The organism is Pedomonas mirosovicensis (assembly GCF_022569295.1).
Lineage (GTDB): Bacteria > Pseudomonadota > Alphaproteobacteria > Sphingomonadales > Sphingomonadaceae > Pedomonas > Pedomonas mirosovicensis.
The window spans coordinates 483,784-508,039 of record NZ_JAKFIA010000001.1; the positions used below are offsets into that span (position 1 = coordinate 483,784).

Annotated in this window: 18 protein-coding genes and 1 pseudogene; 6 read left to right on the plus strand and 13 right to left on the minus strand. The window is 66.0% G+C overall.

All coding sequences use genetic code 11. The features are described from left to right. Positions 1-11: 11 nt before the first annotated feature. Both L0C21_RS02315 and L0C21_RS02320 read right to left on the minus strand, forming a co-directional pair. Positions 12-383 (minus strand): response regulator, encoded by a 372-nt coding sequence (locus L0C21_RS02315; RefSeq protein ID WP_259276831.1) that lies wholly within the window; start codon positions 381-383, stop codon positions 12-14. A 170-nt stretch (positions 384-553) separates the two neighbouring features. Further along, positions 554-1,093 (minus strand): MarR family winged helix-turn-helix transcriptional regulator, encoded by a 540-nt coding sequence (locus tag L0C21_RS02320; protein WP_259276832.1) that lies wholly within the window; start codon positions 1,091-1,093, stop codon positions 554-556. A 660-nt stretch (positions 1,094-1,753) separates the two neighbouring features. On the opposite strand from L0C21_RS02320, the pseudogene L0C21_RS02325 reads away from it, so the two are divergent. Beyond that, a pseudogene (locus L0C21_RS02325) lies at positions 1,754-5,200 on the plus strand (NAD-glutamate dehydrogenase); the annotation flags it as partial. 97 nt (positions 5,201-5,297) lie between these two features. Next, positions 5,298-6,554 carry an NAD-glutamate dehydrogenase domain-containing protein gene (locus L0C21_RS02330; protein WP_259278797.1) on the plus strand — a complete coding sequence of 419 codons (1,257 nt, stop codon included), beginning with the start codon at positions 5,298-5,300 and terminating at the stop codon, positions 6,552-6,554. 277 nt (positions 6,555-6,831) lie between these two features. On the opposite strand, the gene L0C21_RS02335 is transcribed toward L0C21_RS02330, so the two are convergent. Further along, positions 6,832-7,863, minus strand: coding sequence for a malate dehydrogenase (locus L0C21_RS02335; protein ID WP_259276833.1), 1,032 nt, complete (start codon positions 7,861-7,863; stop codon positions 6,832-6,834). A 442-nt stretch (positions 7,864-8,305) separates the two neighbouring features. Between L0C21_RS02335 and L0C21_RS02340 the strand changes: the two genes are divergently transcribed. After that, complete coding sequence (locus tag L0C21_RS02340; protein ID WP_259276834.1) at positions 8,306-8,743, plus strand: acetyltransferase; 438 nt, start codon at positions 8,306-8,308, stop codon at positions 8,741-8,743. An 18-nt stretch (positions 8,744-8,761) separates the two neighbouring features. Here L0C21_RS02340 and L0C21_RS02345 read toward each other — a convergent pair whose 3' ends face one another. The 6 genes from L0C21_RS02345 to htpX form a co-directional block, all read right to left on the minus strand. After that, positions 8,762-9,427 carry a LysE family translocator gene (locus L0C21_RS02345; RefSeq protein WP_259276835.1) on the minus strand — a complete coding sequence of 222 codons (666 nt, stop codon included), beginning with the start codon at positions 9,425-9,427 and terminating at the stop codon, positions 8,762-8,764. A 314-nt stretch (positions 9,428-9,741) separates the two neighbouring features. Continuing rightward, a complete protein-coding gene (purH, locus tag L0C21_RS02350) occupies positions 9,742-11,334 on the minus strand; it encodes a bifunctional phosphoribosylaminoimidazolecarboxamide formyltransferase/IMP cyclohydrolase (protein ID WP_259276836.1) in 1,593 nt (530 codons plus the stop codon). A 68-nt stretch (positions 11,335-11,402) separates the two neighbouring features. Beyond that, on the minus strand, positions 11,403-13,145 hold the full coding sequence (locus L0C21_RS02355; protein WP_259276837.1) for a heparinase II/III family protein: 1,743 nt from the start codon (positions 13,143-13,145) through the stop codon (positions 11,403-11,405). After that, positions 13,142-13,837 (minus strand): ribulose-phosphate 3-epimerase, encoded by a 696-nt coding sequence (rpe, locus tag L0C21_RS02360; RefSeq protein WP_259276838.1) that lies wholly within the window; start codon positions 13,835-13,837, stop codon positions 13,142-13,144. Before rpe ends, L0C21_RS02355 begins: the two co-directional genes overlap by 4 nt. Positions 13,838-13,888: 51 nt before the next feature. Beyond that, on the minus strand, positions 13,889-15,163 hold the full coding sequence (locus L0C21_RS02365) for an RsmB/NOP family class I SAM-dependent RNA methyltransferase (RefSeq protein WP_259276839.1): 1,275 nt from the start codon (positions 15,161-15,163) through the stop codon (positions 13,889-13,891). 309 nt (positions 15,164-15,472) lie between these two features. Next, positions 15,473-16,465, minus strand: coding sequence for a zinc metalloprotease HtpX (htpX, locus tag L0C21_RS02370; protein ID WP_259278798.1), 993 nt, complete (start codon positions 16,463-16,465; stop codon positions 15,473-15,475). 166 nt (positions 16,466-16,631) lie between these two features. Here htpX and L0C21_RS02375 point away from each other — a divergent pair, with 166 nt between their 5' ends. Continuing rightward, entirely contained in the window at positions 16,632-16,799 is a 168-nt protein-coding gene (locus L0C21_RS02375) for a DUF1674 domain-containing protein (RefSeq protein WP_259276840.1), read from the plus strand. 103 nt (positions 16,800-16,902) lie between these two features. Here the strand turns inward: L0C21_RS02375 and L0C21_RS02380 are convergent, their stop codons facing one another. The 3 genes from L0C21_RS02380 to acs form a co-directional block, all read right to left on the minus strand. Beyond that, positions 16,903-18,141 carry a trypsin-like serine protease gene (locus L0C21_RS02380; RefSeq protein WP_259276841.1) on the minus strand — a complete coding sequence of 413 codons (1,239 nt, stop codon included), beginning with the start codon at positions 18,139-18,141 and terminating at the stop codon, positions 16,903-16,905. A 344-nt stretch (positions 18,142-18,485) separates the two neighbouring features. After that, complete coding sequence (locus tag L0C21_RS02385) at positions 18,486-19,688, minus strand: trypsin-like serine protease (protein WP_259276842.1); 1,203 nt, start codon at positions 19,686-19,688, stop codon at positions 18,486-18,488. Between the two features lie 627 nt (positions 19,689-20,315). Continuing rightward, complete coding sequence (acs, locus tag L0C21_RS02390) at positions 20,316-22,259, minus strand: acetate--CoA ligase (protein ID WP_259276843.1); 1,944 nt, start codon at positions 22,257-22,259, stop codon at positions 20,316-20,318. A 238-nt stretch (positions 22,260-22,497) separates the two neighbouring features. On the opposite strand from acs, the gene L0C21_RS02395 reads away from it, so the two are divergent. Next, entirely contained in the window at positions 22,498-23,385 is an 888-nt protein-coding gene (locus tag L0C21_RS02395; protein ID WP_259276844.1) for a DMT family transporter, read from the plus strand. Here L0C21_RS02395 and L0C21_RS02400 read toward each other — a convergent pair. Then, on the minus strand, positions 23,339-23,695 hold the full coding sequence (locus L0C21_RS02400) for a Rieske (2Fe-2S) protein (RefSeq protein WP_259276845.1): 357 nt from the start codon (positions 23,693-23,695) through the stop codon (positions 23,339-23,341). The genes L0C21_RS02395 and L0C21_RS02400 overlap by 47 nt on opposite strands. 65 nt (positions 23,696-23,760) lie before the next feature. Between L0C21_RS02400 and L0C21_RS02405 the strand changes: the two genes are divergently transcribed. Next, positions 23,761-24,255, plus strand: coding sequence for a hypothetical protein (locus L0C21_RS02405; protein WP_259276846.1), 495 nt, complete (start codon positions 23,761-23,763; stop codon positions 24,253-24,255). Position 24,256: the final 1 nt, after the last annotated feature.

Sequence of the window (24,256 nt, forward strand, 5' to 3'; positions counted from 1 at the left end):
GTGGCCCGCCCTTACGCTGTCTCCACCGCGTCGCTGATCGCTGCCAGCAGTTCCTTATCGTCGACCGGCTTGTAGAGCACGGCGGCCGCGCCGTAGATGTCCCCCAGTGCGGTCGCCTGCTCCAGGCTTGCGCCGGGGCCGCCGCCAGAGATCAAAATCACCGGCATCGGCCGGCGAAGGTTTCTCAGTGCCTTCAGCACGTCAATGCCGCTGAGCCGCGGCATCCAGATGTCGAGCACCGCCACATCGAACGTTTCCTGCTCGCTGTGCTCGATGGCCTCCGCGCCGTTCTCGACGCACACCACGTCATGCCCGGCGGATTCAAGGACCAGCTTCATCGCTGCCCGCGCCGACTCCAGGTCTTCTGCCAAAAGGATTCGCACCGCCTAGCTCCCGCAGTCCGGATCGGGCGAGGCTGGCGTAGACCGGCCCTCAAGGGTCGGGCCGGTCTACCGGTTCCTGCGCGCCTCCGGCGGCCGCTGCCCGCGCCGCTCTCCGTCACGTGGCGGCGCGGCAGCGGCAGGGCCTGAGAAAACGAGAAAAAACGCGCGGATCAGGAGTGGATCACGAACGGATTGGTCGCCTTGTGCTGACCCTTCTTCTGACCCAGCCGCTCAAAAACATGCTCCAGAACAACGGTCAGGCCATGCTGCCGTTCCGCCGGCAGTTCGCCGATGATTTCCGCCAGGCGCAGGATTGGATCCTGCTGGATCAGCTGCTCGCCCTCGGGCGTCAGCGACAGGCGCACGATGCGCCGGTCGCGGCTGTCGGGCTCGCCCTTCACGAAGCCTTTGCGGATGAGCGCGGAGACGGCGCGCGACGCGGGGGCCAGGGTCACGCCGAGATAGCGCGCGAGCCCCGCCACGGTGGCCGCTTCCCGGTTGGCCCGCGCCAGATAGCGCAGCGCTGCCCACTGGCCCGGATGCATGGCCTGGGGTGATCGCTCCGGGTAGATCAGCCGCACGGTCTGCTCCAGCAGGACGGCCAGGGCGACGAGACTTTTCTGCGGACCCGCAGGCGCAGTCTCACGAGCCATGGTTTCAAGGGCGGGTTCGATCGGGTGCCCGTCGTCGATCATAGGCAAAACGCTCATGTAGTTCATATACCCCCCTGGGCCAGAGATGTCCGCAAGAGTTAGCTGATAGCAATCAACTCCTTCTGGACAATCCGGCGGTCTGCCGAGCCAGTCATCGTTACGCTATCAGTGCTATCACCCTGTGATGAACGACGGATGAATAGAATGGTTCAGAAGAAATTTCCGGACCGGCAATGAATTTCAGGCCAAGTTTCACTTTGATCATAATGATCGTGTTGGCTCTGTAAGTCGCAGTAAGGCGCATTTTTAATCAAACTACTCCATTCGTCGTATCTGGCGTGCTTTTGCCGGAGCAGAATTCGCCTGGTCGGCTTTGGAGGGGCGGGCCGTTCTCCCGTCCATCCAACGGTTGAACACGGCCAGGCAGCGGGCTGCCGGGCGCAAGGCCGAAAGCCGGGGCCATGGTTGCCGCCTCGGGCGTTGGTACAGCCGTGGCGGGCGGAACCGATCCGCAGGCTTGCATGGATGTGTTGCCCAAAATCGTCAGACCGGGGTGAAAATCGACCGGAACGGCGCTTCACATCGGCAATCAGAGGCCGAAAATCGCCAGCATGGGCTGACACCTGCTGTTCGTTGGCCTAGGTTTTGTCCTTATAATGTAAGGCGCTGGCGGTCCCTTCGGGCCTAACCCGCGCAAAAGCATGAGGGAACCGAATCATGTCAGTTTTGGGCCTCGCGCAGGAACATGCGGAGGAAGTGGTTTCGCACTTGGGAGTAGAAGGCGAAGCAAAGGCGGATTTGCAGAGGTTTACCAGCGCATTCTTCCGGGATGCCTTGCCTGAGGAGCTGCGTGGGCTCGATGCGGCGGACATGGCGGAAATCGCCGAGTTTGCCTGGGAAGCGGCCAAGGTCCGCATGCCCGGCCGGCCGGATATCCGGCTGGAGTCGCTGAAGATGGACACGGATGCGCCCGGCTCGCGGCGCACCATCCTGTGCATCGTCAACGACGACATGCCCTTCCTGGTCGACTCGGTGGCGGCCATTCTGGCGGCGCGCGGCCTGACGGTTGATCGCGTCATTCACCCGGTGCTCGACGTTCGCCGCGATGAGGACGGCACGCGGCTCGAGACCATCGGCCCCCGCCAGGGGCCGGCCCCGGCCGATGGCCTGGTGCGCGAGTCGGTCATCTATATCGAGCTGGAGCGCATCAGCGCCAAGGCGCGCCAGGACCTGCTGGCGGACCTGGAAGGCGTGCTGGGCGACGTGCGCGCGGTCGTGGAAGACTGGAAGCCCATGGTCGGCGCGCTCAAGACCGCGACGGACGGCCTGCGGAACGATCCCCCGCCGGTGAACGCGGGCGAGCAGGCCGAGGCCCTCGCTTTCCTCGAATGGCTGGCGAAGGACAACTTCACCTTCCTCGGCTACCGCTACTACAGCTACGAGGGCGATCTTAGCGACGAGACGCTGGAGCCCGAGTCGGAGCTGGGCCTTGGCTACCTGCGCGACCCCAACTTCCGGGTGTGGCGCGGCCCCGAGGGCTTCACTGCCGTCTCGCCGCAGCTGCGCTATTTCCTGGCGACGCCCGAGCCGCTGCTCATCACCAAGTCCAACGCCCTGTCCACCGTGCACCGCCGGGTGCACATGGACTACGTGGGCGTGAAGGCCTTCAAGGATGGCCGGGTGGTGGGCGAACACCGCTTCATCGGCCTGTTCACCTCGTCGTCCTACGCCACCAGCCCACGCAACATTCCGTTGCTCCGCCGCAAGGTGGACAAGGTGGTGGATGCCTGCGGGTTCGATCCGCGCGGCCACGCCGGCAAGGCGCTGCTGCACGTGCTGGAGAACTTCCCGCGCGACGAGATGCTCCAGATCGACCCCGAGCAGCTGACGGAAATGGCGCTCGGCTTGCTCTCGCTCATCGACCGGCCCCGGCCCAAGCTGTTCCTGCGCCGCGACCGGTTCGAGCGCTACGTGTCGGTTCTCACCTGCATCCCGCGCGACCTCTACCGCAGCGATATTCGCGTCACCGTGGGGCGGATGCTCTCTACCGCCTTCAAGGCGCGGGTCTCCCTGTTCTCGGTGGAGCTGCGGGATGATCCGGTGGCGCGCATCCACTTCATCCTCGGCACCACCCCCGGCTCCGTGCCGCAGGTGGACGAGGCCGAGCTGGACCGCCGCCTGCGCGCGCTGGTGCTGGGCTGGGACGACCAGCTGGAAACGGCGCTGGCCGAAACCCTCGGCGCCGCCCGTGCTGCCCGTCTGCGCCTCAGCCACGGCCGGATGCTCTCCGCGTCCTACCGCGCCCAGTATTCGCCTGCGGAGGCCGCCACCGACATCGAGCGGCTCATTGCCCTGCGCGACGAGAGCGACCGCGATGTGCTCATCTACCGCCGCAGCGAGGACTTGGCGCATCAGATTCGCCTCAAGATCTTCCGGCTCGGCCAGATCATTCCGTTGTCCGAGTGCGTGCCGGTGCTGGAGCATCTGGGGCTGAAGGTGATCGAGGAGTATCCGTTCGATCTGGCCGAAGGCCGGCTGGGCTGGATTCACGACTTCCTGCTGGAGGATCCCCACGGCCAGCCGCTCGATCTCGATTGGCTGAAGCCGACGCTGGAGCCGGCGCTGCGCGCCATCCTCGGCGGCGAGCAGGAGGACGATGGCTTCAACGCCCTCGTCATCAAGGTGAATCTGTCGGTTGAGCAGGCCGGCTTGTTCCGCGCCTACTTCCGCTACATGCGCCAGATCGGCCTGCCCTACGGCCAGGATACGGTGCAGGCGGCGCTCATCGCCTATCCGAAGCTGACGGCGGGGCTGGCTGATCTGTTCGCTGCCCGCTTCGACCCCGACCGGGCCGATGCGAAGCTGGAGGAGTCCGTCCTCACCCGCGTGGGCGAGGAACTGGCAACCGTCGAGGCGCTGGCGGATGATCGCATCCTCCGGCTCTACCGCTCGGTCATTCTGGCTACGGTTCGCACCAACGCCTACCAGGCGGAGCGCGAGGCGCTGGCATTCAAGATCAACTCCTCCCAGGTGCCGGGCCTGCCGCTGCCGGTGCCGTTCCGCGAGATTTTCGTCTACAGCCCGCGCGTCGAGGGCATTCACCTGCGCGGCGGCAAGGTGGCGCGTGGCGGCCTGCGCTGGTCCGATCGGCGCGACGACTTCCGCACCGAGGTGTTGAGCCTCTTGAAGGCGCAGATGGTCAAGAACGCGGTCATCGTGCCGGTGGGCGCCAAGGGCGGCTTCTATGCGAAGCAGCTGCCTCCCGCCTCCGACCGCGAGGCCTGGCTGGCCGAGGGCAAGGCCTCCTACCAGATCTTCATCCGCTCGCTGCTGACGGTGACGGACAACCTGGTGGAAGGCGAGGTGGTGCCGCCGCCGCGGGTGGTGCGCCACGATGAGGACGACCCCTATCTGGTGGTCGCGGCCGACAAGGGCACGGCCACCTTCTCCGACATCGCCAACGCCATTTCGCTCGAGCGCGGCCACTGGCTGGGCGATGCCTTCGCCTCGGGCGGCAGCCACGGCTACGACCACAAGGCCATGGGCATCACCGCCAAGGGCGGGTGGATCTCCGTCGAGCGCCACTTCCGCGAAATGGGCATCAACGTGGCGACCGATCCGGTGCGCGTCATCGGCGTCGGCGACATGTCGGGCGACGTGTTCGGCAACGGCATGCTGCTCAGCCGGGCGATCAAGCTGGTGGCGGCGTTCGACCATCGCCACATCTTCCTCGATCCCAACCCGGACCCGGAGAAGAGCTTCGTTGAGCGCCAGCGCCTGTTCAACCTGCCGCGCTCGTCGTGGGAGGACTACGACCCGGCGCTCATCTCCCAGGGCGGCGGCGTCTTCCCGCGCACGGCCAAGTCCATCGACCTCAGCCCGGAAATCCGGGCCATGCTGAGCATCGAGGCGGCCAGCGTCTCGCCGATCGAGCTGATCCGCGCCGTCCTCAAGATGGAGGCGGACCTCCTGTGGATGGGCGGCATCGGCACCTACGTGAAGGCAGCCGCCGAGCCCCATTCGGCCGCGGGCGACAAGGCCAACGATCCGGTGCGGATCGACGCGGAGGAGCTGCGCGTGAAGGTGGTGGGCGAAGGCGCCAACCTCGGCTTCACCCAGGCGGCGCGCATTGCCTTTGCCCGCAAGGGCGGGCGCATCAACGCCGACTTCATCGACAACTCGGCGGGTGTCGACTGCTCGGACAACGAGGTGAACATCAAGATCTCTCCTCAACCCGATCGTCGCCAGCGGCCAGCTGCCGATGCCGGAGCGCGACAAGCTGCTGGAGGAGATGACCGACAACGTCGCCTCCATCGTGCTGCGCGACAACTACCTGCAGACCCAGGCCCTTTCCGTGGCCGAGCTGGGCGGCGTGCACGCCGTGCCGGCCTATGCCCGCCTCATCCAGACGCTGGAGGCGAGCGGCCATCTCAACCGCGCGGTCGAGGGCCTGCCGTCCGACGAGGAGCTGGATCGCCGCATCGCGGCGGGCGAAGGCCTCACCCGGCCGGAGCTGGCCGTGCTGCTGGCCTATTCCAAGCTGCGGCTCTACGAGGCGCTGCTGGCCTCCGACGTGCTGGACGATCCGGTGATGACCGAGGATCTGGTGCAGGCCTTCCCCGAGCAGCTGCAGCAGCGGTTCGGCGCGGAGATCCGCAACCACCCGCTGCGGCGCGAGCTGATCGCCACCAAGCTGTCCAACGCCATCGTCAACCGGGGCGGCATCCCGCTCGCCTTCGAACTGGCGGAGGAAACCGGCGCCGGGCTCGATCAGGTGGTTGGCGCGTTCGTGGTGGCGCGGGAGGTGTTCAACACCCGCGCGCTGTGGCGCCTCATCGACTCCTACGATTACCGCATCGCGGCCGATGTGCAGATCGGCCTGCACCGGGAGGCGGCAAGCGCTCTCAAGCGTCAGATCGAGGATATCCTGCGCTTCTCCGGCGAAGGCATGGTGCCCAGCAGCATGATCGCGCGGCTGAAGCCGGGCATCGAGCGGCTGATCCCGCAGGTGGAGGATCTGCTGCGGCCCGAGCCGCGCGCCATGGTCGAGCAGTACCGGCAGGTTCTCCAGGAACGCGGCACGCCGCCGGATGTGGAACAGGCCCTGCTGCTGCTGGTGGTGCTCAACGGCGGCGTGGGCGTTGCCCTGCTGGCCGAGGAGCTGGGCAAGGACGAGGCGGATATCGCCCATGCCTACACCCTGCTTGGCGACCGGCTGGGTCTCGACTGGGCGGCCGGCATGGCCTCCAGCCTCATGCCTGCCGACCCGTGGGAGCGGCTGCTCATCGCGGGCACGGCGCACGACTTCGAGCGGGTGCGGCTCGACCTCATCCGCCGTCTCGTGCAGGCGGGCGATGGCGCGTCGGCGCAGGATATCGTCGCGCAGTGGCTGGATGAGCAGGAGGCCTGCGCCAACCGCATCCGGGCGCTGGTTGCCAACGTGCGGGCCTCCAAGCCCGCCACCACGGCCAAGCTCACCCACCTCGCCTCGCAGGTGCGCCAGCAGCTGGCGCACTAAGCGGGCGGGCAATCTTCGCAGGGGGTTCTCAAGCCCCCTGCGCCTCCACTCGTCTTTCGGGCCGTGTCCTTCATGTAAGGGCGCGGCCCTTTCGTTTGCGGCGTCGTGTCAGGCGGCCGGCTGCAAATGCCAGCGGCAAGCCGCCGCCTTGGAAACAGCAGAACTTCGGCGATCGAACCACACGAGGGTGCAATGTGGATATCTCAAAGACAAAGCCGCCCTGCCTGGGGGCAGGACGGCTTGTCTGGTGTTTCCGTCAGCTAAGCTGCGAAGCGCTTTACTCGGCCGACAGGATTTCCTGCACGGCGTCGCGCTCCTCGATCAGCTCCTGCACCGTGCGGTCGATCTTCTGGCGCTGGAACTCGTTCAGCTCCAGACCCGTCACGCGCTTCAGCTCACCGTTCTGGACGGTGACCGGCACCGAGCACATCAGGCCTTCCGGAATGCCGTAGGAGCCGTCGGACGGAATGGCCATGGACAGCCAGCGGTCGCCCGCGCCCAGGAACCAGTCGCGCATGTGGTCGATGGCGGCGTTGGCGGCGGAAGCCGCCGAGGACGCGCCGCGGGCCTCGATGATGGCGGTGCCGCGCTGGGCGACCTTCGGGATGAAGGTGTCCTTGTACCAAGCCTCGTCGTTCACCAGCTCCGGCAGGGCCTTGCCGCCCGAGGAGGCCTGGAAATAGTCGGCGAACATGGTGGGCGAGTGGTTGCCCCAGATGACGAACTTCTCGATGGAGTCGACCGCAACGCCGGTCTTCTCGGCCAGCTGGGCGAGCGCGCGGTTGTGGTCGAGGCGGGTCATGGCGCTGATGTTCTCGGCCGGGAAGTCCGGCGCGTTGCGGGCCAGAATCCAGGCGTTGGTGTTAGCCGGGTTGCCCACCACGATAACCTTGGCCGTTTTCTTGGCGACGGTGTTGAGGGCCGCGCCCTGCACCTTGAAGATGGCGGCGTTGGCGGCCAGCAGATCGCGGCGCTCCATACCCTTCGAGCGCGGACGCGCGCCGACCAGGAACGCAGCATCGATGTCCTTGAAGGCGACGTTGGCGTCGTCGGAAATGGTCACGCCGGCCAGCAGCGGGAAGGCGCAGTCTTCCAGCTCCATCACCACGCCCTTCACGGCATTGATGGACTGCGGAATGTCGAGCAACTGCAGGATAACCGGCTGATCCTTGCCGAAGACATCGCCGTTGGCGATACGGAACAGCAGCGAGTAGCAGATCTGCCCGGCAGCGCCCGTAACGGCTACGCGAAGAGGGGGGTTTGGCCATTTGTCTATCCTTTCATACACCTCGAGAAATTCGATCTGCATTGTCCGGCGCTAGAACGTGGGGGCTTTGCAGGAGGTCCTGCCCCGGTCAACCATTCCGGTCCCGCGAGGCGGCCCCGGCCTCTGCTATACCTCTTTTGGGCAAAGGGGGAGCCGTATCCGCGTTTTTTTTAAGCTGCGCCGTTTTTTCAACAGGGGGGTGGTCAAGGCGCCCCGTTTGCTCTACCCCGGCCATGGCTTGTTGGATGCAATTTCGGATACATTTCGACAGGAAATGTACCTGATTGGCAAATCGACGCTAGCGGGGTTTAAACGCTCGTAGAGAGGTTTTTGCCTATTCCGGCTAGGGTGGTAGCGGGCAGGTCCATAATCCTTCTGTAATAGGCCTCTACGGGCGTTTATGAGGCATTCCAGTGTTGAGTCTCGCCCCGTTTGGCCTTGGGCGCGCCAACATGCTCTCAACCGTTATCAGAAAGCCTGCTCGATGATTACGCTCCGCCCCTCCAACGTTGCTGATGTTCCGGCCCTCGTCGATGTCTGGCGCCGGGCCGTGCGCGCCACCCACCATTTCCTCAGCCAAGCGGACTTCCAGGAGATCGAGAGGATCGTGGCGGAGTTGTACCTGCCCAACGCCGATCTCATGGTGGCGGTAAATGGCGATGGTCGCCCCCTCGGCTTCATGGGGATGACCGGCAGCCACATCGACAGCCTGTTCATCGACCCCGCCTGCCACGGCCAGGGGCTGGGGCGAAGGATGGTGGAGCATGCCGCCGGCAAGTGCGGCGCGCTCACGGTCGACGTGAACGAGCAGAACGAACAGGCCGTCGGCTTCTATCTGAAGATGGGCTTCATCCAGACCGGCCGCGCGCCCACGGACGACGACGGCCGGCCCTACCCCCTCCTTCACATGCGCCGGGCCTAGGCGCGCCCGGCCTGCCGCTCAGCGCTCGGCCAGCGCCAGCCGCACCGCCAGGCCGCCCATGAGGGTGGCCGTCGCCCAGCGGATGGCTCGCCCTACCCGCGCGCTGCCCTTCAGGCGCAGGGCGGCACGGGCGGCGATGATGGCCACCCCGATGTTCACCAGCGTGCCGCTCACGTTGAACCACAGGCCGAGCATGGCGATTTGCGCCGTCTGGTGCCGGCTGGCGGGGTCGAGGAACTGGGGCAGGAAGGCAAGGAAGAACAGGCCCACCTTGGGGTTGGCCACGTTCACCAGCGCCCCCTGCCGGAAGGCGCGCCACGGGCTGGCCGGGGCCGCCGGTGCATCCGGCTTGTCACCTGCCGCCGGGGCCTTGCGGACCAGCCCCCACGCCAGATACAGCAGGTAAGCCGCGCCCGCCCATTTGAGCACCGTAAAGGCGGTTTGCGAGGCGGCGATCAGCGCCGAAAGCCCCGCCACCGCAAACAGGATATGGGCGCAGCAGCCCACCATGATGCCGAGCGAGGCGGCAACGCCGGAGCGCAGGCCGCCCCTGGCGGCGGAGACGCCCACGAGGGTCATGTCCGCCCCCGGCGTCACGTTGAGCGCCAGCGCCGCCACGGCAAACGCCATCAGCTGCGGCAAAGGGGGAAGCACATCGTGCGGGAGAAATTCAAAGCCTGTCATAAGGCACCTCCTGCCCCGCCTCTATAGGGAGATGTGGCCGGAAGATAGAGGCTTCTGGATAGTTTTTTGGTTTCTTGCAGGGGTCTCGGACCCCTGCACCCCCTTTGTTTTTCAGGACGTGCGCGGGAACGACCGGGTGCGCCCCATTGAATACGCATAAGAAAAGGGCCGCACTCTTTATGAGGGACACGGCCCTTTGAGTCGAATGGGGTGCAAGGGACTGAGTCCCCTGCAAAAAAGTAAATAAAAACAAACAAAAAGGGCGGAGCCATGAAGGCCCCGCCCCTCTGTCGGTGCGAACAATCCTGCGCGGATTAATGCCGGAAGTGGCGCTTGCCGGTGAAGACCATGGCGAGGCCCTTCTCGTCGGCGGCGGCGATCACCTCATCGTCGCGGATCGAGCCGCCCGGCTGGATGACGGCGGTCGCGCCGGCTTCGGCAGCGGCCAGCAGGCCGTCGGCGAAGGGGAAGAAGGCGTCCGACGCCACGACCGAGCCGATGGTGAGGGCTTGCGCCTCACCGGCCTTCTCGGCGGCTTCCTTCGATTTCCAGGCGGCGATGCGGGCGCTGTCGACGCGGCTCATCTGGCCCGCGCCGACGCCGACGGTCGCGCCGTTCTTGGCGTAGACGATGGCGTTGGACTTCACGTGCTTGGCGACGCGGAAGGCGAACAGCAGGTCCGCCATTTCCTGGGCCGTCGGCGCGCGCTTGGTGACGACCTTGAGGTCAGCCTCCGCCGTGATGCCGTTGTCGCGGCCCTGCACCAGATAGCCGCCGGCGATGGAGCGGATGGTGAGGCCCGGACGCGCCGGGTTCAGCATGCCGCCCGTGAGCAGCAGGCGCAGGTTCTTCTTGGCAGCGAACGCCGCGATGGCCTCTTCGTCCGCATCCGGGGCGACGACGACTTCGGTGAAGATTTCGGTGATCGCGCGGGCCGTTGCGCCATCCAGCGGCCGGTTGGCGGCAATGATGCCGCCGAACGCCGAGACCGGATCGCAGGTCAGCGCCTTGCGGTAGGCCTCCTCCAGCGTTGCGCCGGTCGCCACGCCGCACGGGTTGGCGTGCTTGATGATGGCGATGGCGGGCTGGGAGGCATCGAACTCGCTGATAAGCTCCAGCGCCGCGTCCGTGTCGTTGAAGTTGTTGAAGGAAAGCTCCTTGCCCTGCACCTGGCACGCGCCGACCAAACCCGGCTCGGCCTTGGGCGAGCGGTAGACGGCGGCGGTCTGGTGCGGGTTCTCGCCGTAGCGCAGTTCGGCGACCTTGGCGGCGGAGACGGTGAGCGTCTCGGGGAAGGTTTCGCCATGCACGGCGCCCGAGAACCACGCGGCAATGGCGCTGTCGTAGGCGGCGGTGCGGGCGTAGGCCTTGCCGGCAAGGCGGCGGCGCAGTTCGAGCGTGGTCGCGCCATCGTTGGCGTTCAGTTCGGCCACCACGGCGTCATAGTCGGCCGGGTCGGTGATGATGGTGACGTAGGCGTGGTTTTTGGCGGCCGAGCGCACCATGGAGGGGCCGCCGATATCGATGTTCTCGATGCAGGTCTCGAAGTCCGCGCCCTTGGCGACGGTCGCCTCGAACGGATAGAGGTTCACCACCACGAGATCGATCGGCGGAATGGCGTGGTCCGCCATCGCCTTCGCGTGTTCCGGGTGGTCGCGGAGCGCAAGCAAGCCGCCGTGAATCTTCGGGTGCAGGGTCTTCACCCGCCCGTCCATCATCTCGGGGAAGCCGGTGTGCTCGGCCACGTCCTTCACGGCGAGGCCTGCATCGCGCAGGGCCTTGGCGGTGCCGCCGGTCGACAGCAGTTCGACGCCGCGCGCGGCCAGCGCCTCAGCGAAGGGCACCAGCCCCGTCTTGTCGGAAACGGAAAGAAGCGCGCGGGTGATGCGCACCAGCGGTTCGGCCATGACTTGTTCTCCGGGTTGCTCTGAACGCTATAACGAATGACTTGGGATTGGCTTTACTGCCTGGCGGCCTATTGCTTTGCGGAACGCTTGAACGACCAGTTGACCACCGCCCCTGCCGCAGGAGCCTGCCCGCTCAGCACGATCTGCTCCGTCTTCCGGCGGCGGCCTTCCGCATCGATCCACAGGGAGGGCGCGATGGCGAGGCTCGCGCCGCGCGCCTTGAACTGCCACACGGTGCCGCCCGGCAGCTTCAAAAGCGCGCCCTGATTGTCGGCGGTGGCGGTCGCCTCGATGCCCAGCCCCAGGTGGAAGCGGATGTCGAACGGCACGTCCTGCGGCCCGCGCAGGCTGAGGCCCCGCCGCTTGGACGGCACCAGCCGGTCCTCGCCGCGGAAATCCATGCCGTCGCCCGCCAGGTAAAGGCGGCGGCGGTGCTGGAAGCCGAAGCGGCGCACGTAGCCGTCGTGCACGGCGTCCACCAGCACGCCCTCGTCGCTCTCCTGCCGCACGGCGATCACCTCGCCCACGCCCTTGCCGAGCGTGCCGTCGTCGCGGATGCGGGTGGAGTTGGTGTCATCGATGATGAGCGTCGAGTGCGCGGCCGAGGCCCGCAGCACCTGTTGAAGGTCGGGGATCAGCGCAAGCGCAGTGCCGCGCCCGCCGCCGCAGTTGACGACGACGCGGTTGAGGCCGTCGGAGAATTCGAACGCCAGCGTGCCCGCGTGGGCGGTCTGGCTCACGCGGCCCGGCGGGGGCGGCCCCGCATCCAGCACCACGACGCTGCGCCCGCCTTCCAGCCGCTGGAAGCCGCTGTAGATGCCGTTCTTCAGCGGCTTGGCGGTGACGCCGGAGAGTTTCAGCGCGTGCTCCAGCACATGCTTGTCGGCCAGCCCGCCGCCGTGGACGGCGGAGAGGTGGCTGTCCCCCAACACCACGCCGCGCAAGCTCGGCACCAGCCGGTCGATGGCGCGGGTGAGGCCCGCGGGCTCTTCCGCCTTGCGCTCCATGACGACGGAGCGGACGGTGAGCAGGAGTTTCAGGATTTCCAGCTGTTCCTCCGGGCAGCGGGAGGCAACGCCGCCATCCGCCAGGATGAAGAGGTCGAGCGCCCGCTCCAGCGCCTGCGCGCCCTTGTGGGCGCGGGCTTCGCCGCCGGGCAGCAGCATGCCGTTGATCATCAGGCCTGCGGTTGCCTTGATGCGGGCAAGGCCTTCGGGCGTTTTCTCCGCCGTCTGTACGAGGTGGCGGCCCTGCCGCGCCAGCGCGTTCAAGACGGACGAGCGGTAGACGTGATCCTCCGCCGAGAGGATGTAGGGCGCGTGGGTCATCCACTGCATCAGGCGTTCGCCGAGCACGTCCGCCCGCCACGCCAGCTCATCGAACTTGGCGTATTCGCCCAGCCAGCGCTGCACCAGCGGCTCGACGAAGGCGGCGCCCCGCTTGTGGTCCGCCTCGGCGGCGAGGTCGCGCAGCCAGCGGAAGCTGTGCAGCCACTCCAGCCAGGCGGTGGGCGCATGGATGGCGGAGAAGCGCACCCCGTGGGTGGTGATGGAGATGCCCATGTACTCCAGCCGCCCTTCCATCAGGGCGCGGCCGACGGCCGGGTCACCCGGCCACAGGTCTGGCGGGGCGGCCAGCAGCTTGAGCGGAAACCGGCCGCGCAGGCGCAGGCCATGGAGGAACGAGCGGTATTGCAGGCGGCGCAGGCTGTGACCGATCTTTTCGGTCAGCGACAGGCCGCGGTCCTCGCCATAGCGCACCAGCCGGTGCGCCGGGGTCTGGGGGGCGGCCTTGTCTGCCTTGTCGCTCACGCCTTGCTCCCGCCGATATCCTTAAGGGCAGCTTCTTTCAGAGCCTTGATGTTGGCGGCATAAACGTCCGGCCCGCCCTTGAAGGTGGCGGTGCCGGCCACCAGCACATCGGCCCCGGCGGCAACGGCCGCGCCGATGGTCTCGGTGGTGATGCCGCCGTCTACTTCCAGATCGATCTGCTTTCCGAGCCGGTCGATCATGCGGCGGATGCGGGCAATCTTCTCGATCTGGCTGTCGATGAACGATTGGCCGCCGAAGCCGGGGTTGACCGACATGACCAGCACGAGGTCGAGATCGGGCAGGATGTAGTCCAGCACCTCGACCGGGGTCGCCGGGTTCAGCGACACGCCCGCCTTCAAACCCCGCGCCTTGATGCGCTGGATGGTGCGGTGCAGGTGCGGGCCCGCCTCCGGGTGAACGGTGATGATGTCCGCGCCCGCATCGGCGAAGGCGTCGATGTAGGGGTCCACGGGGGCGATCATCAGGTGCACGTCGAACGGCTTCTTCGTGTGCGGGCGCAGGGCCTTCACCACGCTCGGGCCGATGGTGATGTTGGGCACGAAGTGGCCGTCCATCACGTCGATGTGGATGTAGTCGGCACCGGCGGCGTCAACGGCGCGCACCTCCTCGCCCAGCTTGGCGAAGTCGGCGGACAGGATCGACGGGGCGATGCGAACGGGTTGTTGTGGCATGAGTTCGGCTCTTAGCAGGTTGAGCGGGAAGGAGCAATTAAGGGAAAATTCTCACGGGGCCTGACGGACGAGCCGGGCCATGAAGAAGCCGTCGAGCCCGCCCTTGTCGGCAAGCATGCCGGGCAGGGTCCGCAGCCAGCCTTCAGGCGAGTGCAGAACCTCGATGCCGCCGGTTTCCTCAGGGGCAATGGGGTCGAGGGCAACGTCCTTGTTGCGCTCCAGCAGGGCCTCGATCTGGCGCTCGCCCTCCTCCGGCTCCAGCGAGCAGACGGCGTAGACCATCCGCCCGCCGGGCCTCAAAAGCTTGAGCGCGTGGTCGATCAGCTCGGCCTGCAACTCCAAGAGCGGCTTCAGGTTGCGCGCGCCCTTCAGGTGCAGCACGTCCGGGTGGCGGCGAAGGGTGCCGGTGGCGGAGCACGGCGCATCGAGCACGATGGCATCCAGCGGCTCCGGCGCCTTCCACTTGCGGGCGTCCCTCGCCACGGTTTCGGCGGCAAGGCCGGTGCGCTCCAGATTCTCCGTCACCCGGCGCAGGCGCGCCTCCGACACGTCCACCGCCGTCACGCTTGCACCAGCGGCGGCGAGCTGGAGCGTCTTGCCGCCAGGGGCGGCGCACAGGTCGGCGACACGCTCACCGGGCTTGGCGTTGACGAGGCGCGCGGGCAGCTGGGCCGCCACGTCCTGCACCCACCACGCGCCCTCGCCATAGCCGGGCAGTTCCTCAACGCCCTGCCATTCCATCAGGCGCACCATGCCGGGGGCAAGGCGCTCGCCGCCCAGTTCAGGGGCCCAGCGGGCTTCGTCCTCGTTGCTCCGAAACACAATATCCAGCGGCGCTTCCATCACGGTCGCCCGCGCGATGCTTTCCGCCATGTCGATGCCGTAGGTCTCCTGCCAGCGGGTGGCGTAGGGCTCGGGCAGCAGCGGTACGGCGGGCAGCACATGCTCCTCGCGGATCAGGCGCCCCAGCACGCCATGCACCAGACGGCGCGGGCCCGCCTCCACCAGCGGCAGGGCGGTCGACACCACCGCGTGCGCCGGGGTTTTCAGCACCCACAGCTGGGCGAGCGCCATCCGCAGCACCAGCCGCGCGCGGGCGTCATGCGGCAGCGGCTTGCGGGTGCAGCCGTCGATCGCCATGTCGAAATCCACCATCCAGCGCAGCGTGTGGCTGGCAATGGCGCGGGCCAGCGCGCGGTCCGGCCCTTCAAGCCCATGCAGCGCCCGGTCCAGCGCCATGTCGAGCGGACGGTGCTGCCACAGCACGGACGAAAGCAGTTTGAACGCGCCTCGACGGGCGGAAAGGCCGGGAATGTTCTCGATCATCCGGGGCGTTTAGCGCATCAAGCCAAAAGCCGTAAGCCGGTTTTCAGGCAAACCAGCCATGTGACGCGATGAGTGGGAGCGGGTTGGGTGAGTTTCTTGGTTTTTGCAGGGGTCTTGGACCCCTGCACCCCATTTTTTTGTGGCTGTGTTTCGGGTGCTTGCTGGATTTAAGGAATGAAAGGGACGCACCCGGTCTGGTCCCATGCGCGGCCCTGTTGCTGAAATTCCAGAATGCGCGCGGGTATCTACGCGCACGTCCCGATCAAACGAATGGGGGCGCGGGGGACAAGTCCCCCGCATAAAGCCCCATCACCCCCACGGGCCGCGCTGCTGGCGGTTCGCGCCGCCCAGCGGGTCGAGCGCGGAGCGGCGCGCGCCACCGGAGGGCGAGGCTGCGGGGCGATCCGACGGGGCGGTCTCGTGGCGCTCGGCGGCGGCGGACCACACGGCGCGTTCGCCCATGGTGCCGCCCAGCTTTTGCAGCTCGGCGATGCGGTTGGCGGTGTTGGGGTGGGTGGAGAACAGGTTGTCCATGCCCCGCTTGGTGAGCGGGTTGATGATGAACAGGTGGGCGGTCGCCGGGTTGGCCTCGGCGGCGGCGTTGGGGATGCGGGCGGCGCCGTGCTGGATCTTGTTGAGCGCGGAGGCGAGCGCATGGGGGTTGCCGGAGATTTCCGCGCCCGCGCGGTCGGCGGCGTATTCGCGGGTGCGGGAGATGGCCATCTGCACCAGCATGGCCGCCAAGGGCGCGAGGATCATCAGCGCGATCATGGCGATGGGGTTGGGCCGGTCTTCCCCGTCGCGGTTGCCGCCGAACAGGAAGGCGAAGTTGGCCAGCATGGAAATCGCGCCCGCGATGGTGGCGGTGATGGTCATAATGAGGGTGTCGCGGTTGCGGATATGGCCCAGCTCGTGCGCCATCACGCCCGCCAGCTCCTCGCGGGTGAGCATCTGCATGATGCCGGTGGTGGCGGCAACGGCCGCGTTCTCCGGGTTGCGGCCGGTGGCGAAGGCGTTGGGCTGGGGCGTGTCGATGACATAGACCTTGGGCATGGGCAGGTTCGCCCGCTGCGCCAGCTCCCGCACCAGGCCGTAGAACTCGGGGGAGGAGCGCTCGTCCACGGGGTGGGCGCCGTGCATCTTGAGCACGATCTTGTCGGCATTCCAGTAGGCGAAAACGTTCATGCCCGCCGCGAACAGCAGCGCGATCAGCGCGCCCTGGCCGCCGCCGATCATGAAGCCGACGGCCATGAACAGGGCCGTCATGGCAGCCAGAAGCATTGCGGTCTTGAAATAGTTCATCATGCCCATCCGGTTGTCAGACGCTTCACAGATGTGGCGTAGCGGGCGCTGGGGTTCAAGGGGATGGCGAGGGATGGCCCGGCGCGCGGGCTGGTCGGCCGCAGGGTTTCTGGCAGGCGGCAGGCGTGGTAAGGGAGGCGCATTCCCCCGTGTGCGAGAGTGTGCCATGACCGACAAGCCGCGCGAACAGGAAGCCGAGAAAACCGGGCAGGAGCCTGGCCAGGCCGGCGAGACCCAGCCGCCGCAGCTGCCGAAGGAGATCGGCGGCCGCAAGGGACCCGAGCCCACCCGCTACGGCGACTGGGAGAAGGGCGGAATTTGCAGCGACTTCTAAGGGAGCTGCCTTGAGGAGACCCCGCCCAAGGATGCCGGCCCGCAACGGAGGCGGACCGGCACGGGACAGGCATGTCCTTATCCTGATCCCTTGTGTTTAGGGCTCAGATATACCGCCGGCGGGGCCGCAGCCCGAGGAAGAGGAGGCCGATCCCCATGAGGCCGACCGTGGCCGGAGCCGAGACCAGGGCCGGATCGGAGCCTGGGTTCGGGTCAGGGCCGTTCGAGTTGTGGATAAGCTCGCTCAGCCAGTCATGGAAGAAGGCGACGTTGGTATCGCCGGAAATCTCCCCGAAGGTGGAATTCAGTTCGCAATCGATATCCGGGGAATTGACGATCTCCGGGTTAAAGGCCCCAGCGGTGTTGTAAGGATTGCTGGGGTCTGGATTGAGAATGCCGTCGCAGTATTCGTCCTCCAGCGTGAAGCCGAAGGAGTGAACGCCGGCGAGCAGCCCGTCGATGAACGCGCCGCCGCCTGAGTCCCCGGCATCGATCAGCACTTCATCCAGGCGGAGCCCGCGGCCCTGGAACCGGTCGGTCACCGGCTCCACGAAGATCGAGCCGTCGCTGAGGATGGTCTCGTCCGTACTGGCCCACCAGGGGAGCGCGTTGTGCGCCCTGGTGCCGTCGTCAAAGTCGTAGATCAGCTGGGCGCCCTCCAGCCCGATGCCGAGCAGGCCTGTGAGATCGGTTTCGTAGAAGTTCTTGCCGATGCGGCCGTTCTCCAGATTGTCGAGGGAGAACTCCGTTACCGAGCCGTCGCCGTTGCCGGTGGTGCCGTAGCCGATGTGGGTGGCGACCTGTCCGATGGCGTTGCCGTCATAGAGGCCGTAGGTGCGGGTGCCGGCGGGCGCAGGCGCATTGAGCGTCAGCACCGCGATATCACCGGCGGCAAAGGCTCCCTGCATGGGAAAACCCACGGTCTCATCGAAATAGAGGGGATGGATGTTAATGTTGGTGGCGGCGCGGGCCGGGCCGGAGAGGCCGCCGAAGTGGACCTCCGTCTGCCCGGCGATGCCGAAGTCCGGGCTGCGCGGGTCGTGAAAGTCCACGCAATGGGCCGCGGTTACGATCTGGGTCGGTGAGACCACCGTGCCGGTGCAGAAGAAGGCGCTGTCGGAATCGACAAGCGGCGAACGTATGACCACGGTGCCGCTGCGCTGCGCTGCGCTGGGCAGGTAGCGGGGGTCCCGATAGTCGCCCGCCGTCTTCAGTACTTGGCGGGCCTTCACGGCCGAGAGAGGTATGGCCTCGGCCGTGGTGGGCGCAATAGCCGAAAGTCCAGGAAAGATCAGCGCACAAAGACTCAGGCTGACATAAAGAGATGGTTGAAACCTGATCATGGAAAAAATCCTCTACTGACAGGTTGGGCAGGCCGGCGCCATCGGCTGGCGTTGCCTGCCAGGATCGCAACCATGCGATGTCCTGCTGGTAGGGATTCAAGTCTCGAGCCAGAAAATTAAGTCTCTATGTCAATTGTATGGTTGTGGCTTCACAATAATATGATTGTAAATAATTTCGACGAATTATTGTCTCTCGATTTATTTCAGAATAATTCAACATTATAATTGGCAAGAATTTGTTTCGCTTGGGCTGTGCACCTGATGATTGCATGGCCAGGACATAAAAAACCGGCCCGCAGGGTTGCGGGCCGGTATGTATAAGGCTTGATTGTTCTTGTGGAAGATCAGGCGCGGCGACGGCGGCCCAAGCCAAGGGCGGCGAGACCGAAACCGAACAGGCCGAGCGTGGCCGGCGCCGGCACTTCCGTTGCCAGGTCGAGGCGCTGCATCAGCCAGTCGTAGAAGAAGGCGATGCTGGTGTCGCCGGCGATCTCGCCGAAAGTGGAGTCGTTGGCGCAGGTCACGTCCGACGGGTTGGAGATTTCCGGATTCCAGTCCCCGGTCGTGTCGTACGGATCGTCGGGGTTCGGGTTGAGGATGCCATCGCAATACTCACCCGCCAGCGTCACGCCGAAGGAGTGGACGCCCGCCAGCAGGTCGTCGATGAATGAGCCGCCGCCGGAATCGCCACCATCGATGAGAACTTCATCAAGGCCGAGGCCGAGATCTGGGAAGAGGTCTTCCGGAATGACAATCTCGATCGAGCCGTCCGGATTGAGGGAGGCAAACGGGCTGGCCCACCATGCCATGGCATTGTGCTCCGGCGTGCCATCGTCGAAGTCATAGAGCAGGTGCGCCCCATCGAGGCCGACGCCGAACAGGCTCGCCAGATCGCTTTCATAAAGGTTCTGGCCGATGCGGCCGTTGGTCAGGCTGTCGAGGCCCAGGTTCTCGCCCGTGCCGTCGCCGTTGCCGGTGGTGCCGTAGCTGATGTGGGTGGAAACCTTGCCGATGGCATCGCCGCCGTAAAGACCATAGATCTTGGTGCCCGCCGGCACCGGCTCGCTCAGCGTGATGATCGCGATATCGCCGGTTGCGAACGCGCCTTGTCCGGGCGAGCCGACGATCGGATCGAAATAGAGCGGGTGGATTTCATAGCTGGCGGAGGCGATCGGCGAGCTGCCGCGGCCACCAAGGTAAACCTGGGTCGTGCCGGTGGTGCCGTATTCGGGGCTGCGCGGATCATGGGTATCGACGCAGTGGGCGGCGGTGACGATCTGGGTCGGCGAGACCACCGTGCCCGAGCAGACGTAGGACGAAGGCGAGTTGTTGATTGGCGTCATCAGCAGGGCGGTGCCGTTGCGCTGCTCTGAGCTGGGGAAATACCGCGGATCAAGATAGTTGCCCGTCGTCTTCAGAAGCGGGCGGGCCTGGGCGGCGGAAAGCGGAACCGCGTTGGCCTCGGACGACATGAACACCGTGCTGCCCGCCAGGGCAACAACGCCAACGCTTACGCCAACGCAAAGGGAAGATAGAAATTTCTTCATAATAACCCCCCTGCCGTATCGGGATCAGGCAGGCGGTTCGCACCACCTGCCGGAGCCGCGCCAATGCGGCTCCCTACAGCCGGAGATTCAAGATTCGCGCCAAGCTTTAAGCTCTTAGAATTACAGTTAAATTAAAATTAACCGATACGTACCTGTAAATAATCTCGACGTTTGTTTCGCTTTTGGCGCATTTCGTCTCGTCTCTGAAACGGGTTATCTTGCTATCGAAAATAAAGCGTATATATGCGGAATATGCCGCTGACGCGCTTTGTGCCCGTATCTCGGCGGCGTTTCGGGTAACTGTTTTCAACTGTCGGAGGATCAGGACAGGTTATCTTCAATCCTGCAGAGGGGGCCCGTGCGCGGAGGCGCACACGTAAAAGTTCGTGCGCGGAGGCGCACATGCAAAAGTTCGCGCGCGGAGGCGCACAAGCAAAAGTTCGTGCGCGGAGGCGCACAAGCAAAAGCTCATGCGCGGAGGCGTACAGGCAGATAGAAGGCATCCTCTGCGCTCCCGCTCTTCTTGTCGGGCCGCGCACGGCAGGATCGCTTGCGCCTTAATCAAGGCCTCCGCGCCGGGAGGGGATCTGCGCTCCCCTTGGCAAGCCCGTATGGGGACAAACCGCCCTAGCTGACTGCCTGCTGCCGTCCGGCAACCAACGCCTCGACGACGCTGGGGTCCGCCAGGGTCGAGGTATCGCCAAGGGCATGAATTTCATTCTCGGCGATCTTTCGCAGGATGCGGCGCATGATCTTGCCCGAGCGGGTCTTGGGCAGGGCGGGGGTGAACTGGATGCGATCGGGCACGGCGATGGCGCCGATCTCCTCCCGCACGTAGGTTTTCAGTTCAGCCAGCAGGGCGTCGGACGGCTCGACATGCGCCACCAAGGTCACGTAGGCGTAGATGCCTTGGCCCTTGATGTCGTGCGGGAAGCCGACCACCGCTGCCTCCGCCACGTCCGGGTGGGCAACGAGCGCGGATTCGATTTCCGCCGTGCCCATGCGGTGGCCGGAGACGTTGAGCACGTCATCGACGCGGCCGGTGACCCAGTAGTAGCCGTCCTCATCGCGGCGGCAGCCGTCCCCGGTGAAGTAAACGCCCTTGTAGGTGCTGAAATAGGTCTGCTCGAAGCGGGCATGGTCGCCGTAGACCGTCCGCATCTGGCCGGGCCAGCTGTCGGTGATGATGAGGTTGCCTTCGCCCGCGCCCTTCAGCACCTTGCCTTCGCCGTCCACCAGCGCAGGTTGCACGCCGAAGAAGGGCATGCAGGCCGAGCCCGGCTTCAGCGCCATGGCGCCCGGCAGGGGCGCGATCATGGTGGCGCCGGTTTCGGTCTGCCACCAGGTGTCGACAATGGGCAGTTTCCCGTCGCCCACCACCCGGTGATACCACAGCCAGGCCTCGGGATTGATGGGCTCGCCCACGGTGCCGAGCAGGCGCAGCGACTTGCGGCTGTGCTTCTTCACTGGCGCGTCGCCCTCGCGCATCAGGGCGCGGATGGCGGTGGGCGCGGTGTAGAAGATGTTCACGCCGTGCTTGTCCACCACCTGCCAGAAGCGGTCGCACGCCGGGTAGTTGGGCACGCCCTCGAACATCAGCGTGGTCGCGCCGTTGGCGAGCGGGCCATAGACCACATAGCTGTGTCCGGTCACCCAGCCCACGTCCGCCGTGCACCAGAAGATCTCGCCTTCCTTGTAGTCGAACACGTAGGAATGGGTCATGGCCGCCCACAGCAGGTAGCCGCCGGTGGTGTGCAGCACGCCCTTCGGCTTGCCGGTGGAGCCGGAGGTGTAGAGGATGAACAAAGGGTCTTCCGCGTTCATCGGCTCGGGCTCGCAGATGGCGGGCACGGTCTCGGCAATGTCGTGAAACCAGCGGTCCCGCGCCGTATTCCAATGCACATGGCCGCCCGTGCGGCGCACCACCAGCACGTTCCTTACCTGCGGGCAGTGCTCCAGCGCCTTGTCCACATTGGCCTTGAGCGGGATGACCTTGCCGCCGCGCACGCCTTCGTCCGCCGTGATGACGAGATGGGAGTCGCAATCCTGAATGCGCCCGGCCAGCGCCTCGGGCGAGAAGCCGCCGAACACCACCGAGTGGATGGCGCCGATCCGCGCGCAGGCCAGCATGGCGTAGGCGGCCTCGGGGATCATGGGCATGTAGATCGTCACCCGGTCGCCCTTCTTCACCCCCAGCTCGCGGATGACATTGGCCATGCGGCACACGTCGTCGTGCAGCTGCTGGTAGGTGATCTTGCGCTCCTCGGACGGGTTGTCCCCTTCCCACAGGATGGCAATATCGTTCGCCTTGCGCGGCAGGTGCCGGTCGATGCAGTTGGCGCTGACATTGAGCACGCCGTCCTCGAACCACTTGATGGAGACATCCGGCGCGAACCGCGTGTTCTTGATCTTGGCCGGGGGCTTCACCCAGGTGAGCATACGGGCCTGCTCGGCCCAGAAGCCCTCAGGGTCCTCGATGGAGCGGCGGTACATCTCTTCATACTGTTCCGCCGTGCAGCGCGTCTGCGCCGCAACCCAATCCGGCACCGGAAACACTTGCGACTCACTCATCGGCTCTCCCCCATGCGGCTTGATCGAAGGCTGAAGGGCAACCCAGCACAATGTAGTCCGGAAAGTGATCTGGGCCCTCTGCTCCCACGCAAAAAAGCATATGCCGGCCATGCTTGACCCTTGCGCCCGCCAGAAGCTGCCGCCATGAGAAAACGGATCGTTACCCCGCGAGGCGGTTTTCTCCCGGGTGGCGAGGGCCTTAAATTATTTTACCATAAGGTTTCCGGAGGCTCAAAAAGTGGCGTCACGTCTGGCCTTTCCCGCCCTCCTGCTGGGGAGTGGCGTTCTGGCGCTGGGACCATTGTTGGTCCGCGTCGCCCCGGTCGGCCCCATGCAGTCCGCCTTCTGGCGGCTGGGGGTGGCGGTGATCCCGCTTCTGCTTCTGGTCTACCTCATGCCCGGCCAGCGGCCGGAAACCCGGCCCAGTCGCGGCCTGTGGGCCGGCATGGCGCTGGCCGGCCTGTTCTTTGCCGCCGACCTCATGACCTGGCACCTGGGGATAGTCCGCACCACCATCGCCAACGCCAGCCTGTTCGGCAACATGGCCAGCTTCATGATGATGGGCTACGGCGTTGCGGTGATGGGTCTGCGGCCCACGCGGCGGCAGGCCATGGGCATGGGGGTGGCGGTCATCGGCGCGCTGTGCCTGTTCGGGGCCAGTGCCGAGCTTTCCCTGCGCCACTTCACGGGCGACCTGTTGTGCCTGCTCGCGGCCGCCTTCTACACCGGCTATCTCGTCTCCATCGCCCGGGCGCGCAGCGCCCTCTCCGCCATGGCGGTGCTGGCAGGCAGTTCGCTGGCCGGCGCGCTCGCCATCCTGCCGATCGTTCTGATGTCGCCGGAGCCGCTGGTGCCCGCCACCTTCGAAGGCTGGCTGCCGCTCATCGTGCTCGGGCTGGGCGGGCAGGTGCTGGGCCAGGGGCTGATCGTCTATGCCCTTGCCCACCTGTCGCCGTCGGTCAGCGGCATCGGCCTGCTCTCCCAACCGGTGCTGGCCACGCTCATCGGCTGGCTGGCGTTCGGGGAAGTGATGGGCCCGCTGGAGCTGTTCGGCGCATCCCTCATTCTCCTGGCGTTAATCAGCCAGTCCCTTCCAGCCAGATCTGCCCGTCAGCCAGCCGAATAGGCGCCGCCTCCAGCGCCTTGCCCCGGCAGGGCCCGGCGGTGCACAGGCCGGAGGCGGGATCGAACAGCGCCCCGTGGGTGGCGCAGATGAGGCGCTGGCCGTCCGCCGTGAATACCCGGCCGGGCACGAGATCGAGCGGCGTGCCCACGTGCGGGCAGCGGTTGCGGAAGGCGCGCACCTCCCCTTGCCAGCGGTAGAGCAGCACCGTGCCGCCCCGGAAGGGCACGACGAGCGCCCGGCCTTCGGGGATCTGCTCTTCCCGTGCGACAGGATGCATCGCCGGGCCGTGATCGGGCTTGGGATCGGTCATGCCATTGGTGTACCGTTCGCGCCCCAGATCAACAAGATTTGGCCCAACAAGCGAGGTTTCTTTCCGTGCGCGTGACCTGGCGGCTCTTTCCCCTGCCCCTTCTTGCCCTGGCATTGCTGGCCGGCTGCGACCGCAAGCCCGAGCCGATCCATTACAAGCTGGACGGCACCTGGGCGTGGGCGAGCGAGATGAACTGCTACGGCAACGAGAACACCATCGCCTTCAAGGGGCGCAGCATTCAGGTATTCCTGCACGGTGATCTCACGATGTCGGTATCGGATGCCGAGATCTCGGAGGACATGCTCGACGGCAAGCCACTGCTCACCGTGCGCTACACGCTCAAGGAGCGCGACCTTGAGGTTCGCGACTTCGAGGACCGCGATTACGAGGATCGGGACTTCGAGGAGCAGTACCTGGCGCTGGACGCCGACACGCTCCAGCCGCTGGAGACGGAGGTGGACGGCAAGCCCCAGATCTCGGCGGCCAGCAGCGACAAGAGGCTGGTGCGCTGTCCCGCCGATACCCTGACGCCCATGCCGGCGCCGGCCCCCACACGATAAG

Coding starts and splice junctions, on each gene's coding strand:
- L0C21_RS02320 (WP_259276832.1), bottom strand. CDS start 1,093: ATGAGCGTTTTGCCTATGATCGACGACGGGCACCCGATCGAACCCGCC.
- L0C21_RS02330 (WP_259278797.1), top strand. CDS start 5,298: ATGCCGGAGCGCGACAAGCTGCTGGAGGAGATGACCGACAACGTCGCC.
- L0C21_RS02335 (WP_259276833.1), bottom strand. CDS start 7,863: ATGCAGATCGAATTTCTCGAGGTGTATGAAAGGATAGACAAATGGCCA.
- L0C21_RS02340 (WP_259276834.1), top strand. CDS start 8,306: ATGATTACGCTCCGCCCCTCCAACGTTGCTGATGTTCCGGCCCTCGTC.
- L0C21_RS02345 (WP_259276835.1), bottom strand. CDS start 9,427: ATGACAGGCTTTGAATTTCTCCCGCACGATGTGCTTCCCCCTTTGCCG.
- purH (WP_259276836.1), bottom strand. CDS start 11,334: ATGGCCGAACCGCTGGTGCGCATCACCCGCGCGCTTCTTTCCGTTTCC.
- rpe (WP_259276838.1), bottom strand. CDS start 13,837: ATGCCACAACAACCCGTTCGCATCGCCCCGTCGATCCTGTCCGCCGAC.
- L0C21_RS02365 (WP_259276839.1), bottom strand. CDS start 15,163: ATGATCGAGAACATTCCCGGCCTTTCCGCCCGTCGAGGCGCGTTCAAA.
- htpX (WP_259278798.1), bottom strand. CDS start 16,465: ATGAACTATTTCAAGACCGCAATGCTTCTGGCTGCCATGACGGCCCTG.
- L0C21_RS02375 (WP_259276840.1), top strand. CDS start 16,632: ATGACCGACAAGCCGCGCGAACAGGAAGCCGAGAAAACCGGGCAGGAG.
- L0C21_RS02380 (WP_259276841.1), bottom strand. CDS start 18,141: ATGATCAGGTTTCAACCATCTCTTTATGTCAGCCTGAGTCTTTGTGCG.
- L0C21_RS02385 (WP_259276842.1), bottom strand. CDS start 19,688: ATGAAGAAATTTCTATCTTCCCTTTGCGTTGGCGTAAGCGTTGGCGTT.
- acs (WP_259276843.1), bottom strand. CDS start 22,259: ATGAGTGAGTCGCAAGTGTTTCCGGTGCCGGATTGGGTTGCGGCGCAG.
- L0C21_RS02400 (WP_259276845.1), bottom strand. CDS start 23,695: ATGACCGATCCCAAGCCCGATCACGGCCCGGCGATGCATCCTGTCGCA.